This window comes from Pseudomonas sp. 86_A, from assembly GCF_017491705.1.
Taxonomy (GTDB): Bacteria; Pseudomonadota; Gammaproteobacteria; order Pseudomonadales; family Pseudomonadaceae; genus Aquipseudomonas; species Aquipseudomonas koreensis.
The window spans coordinates 1-545 of the sequence record NZ_JAFGYS010000062.1 but is presented as its reverse complement, the minus strand read 5'-3'; the positions used below and the strand labels follow the sequence as shown (position 1 = coordinate 545).

Annotated in this window: 1 protein-coding gene; it reads right to left on the bottom strand. The window is 38.7% G+C overall.

The features are described 5' to 3' along the window. Nucleotides 1-207: 207 nt before the first annotated feature. A partial coding sequence (locus tag J5M57_RS27985) for a hypothetical protein (protein WP_207872107.1) occupies nt 208-545 on the bottom strand: 338 nt, incomplete at its 5' end.

Below are 545 nucleotides of genomic sequence, written 5' to 3'. Positions count from 1 at the left end.
ATCCATTCTTACATTTGTAAGCTCAAAGATCAATCTATCAATCTCACCTTTATTAAGCTCTTGTGCTCGTTGCAAGATAACATCCTTTGCAAGAGATACATCACACATCTCTACAAGAGCTTTGTAATTTTCTTTATTCATTATTTTCTCCTAGTTTATCTGCAAAATTGTCAGTTTACCACCCTCAAAAAGTGCGCCCAGTTTTTATCATAAATCCTCCAGTTTTAAGTCAAGAGTTGGTCTGTTCAATTTCATATCCGCCTCAATTTTCATCTTTATTTTGTGAAGGTGGGTCGGTATCCTTGGATCAAGAGTGGCATCACCATATAATTCATCACACAGGGCTTCAACCTGAAGAATTTTATGACCCTGCCAAGCTCTATGTGCATCCATTTCCGAAGTAAATCTCCCCAAATGTTCCCTTTTACCGTCTAATGATCGACAGTAGGCTTGAAACTTATCCCTATCTCGCTCATAATACGCACCAGGAAGACCTTTGTTTGGGACGGAAAGAAAACTATTGATTCGCCTTGGTAGAAGTATGC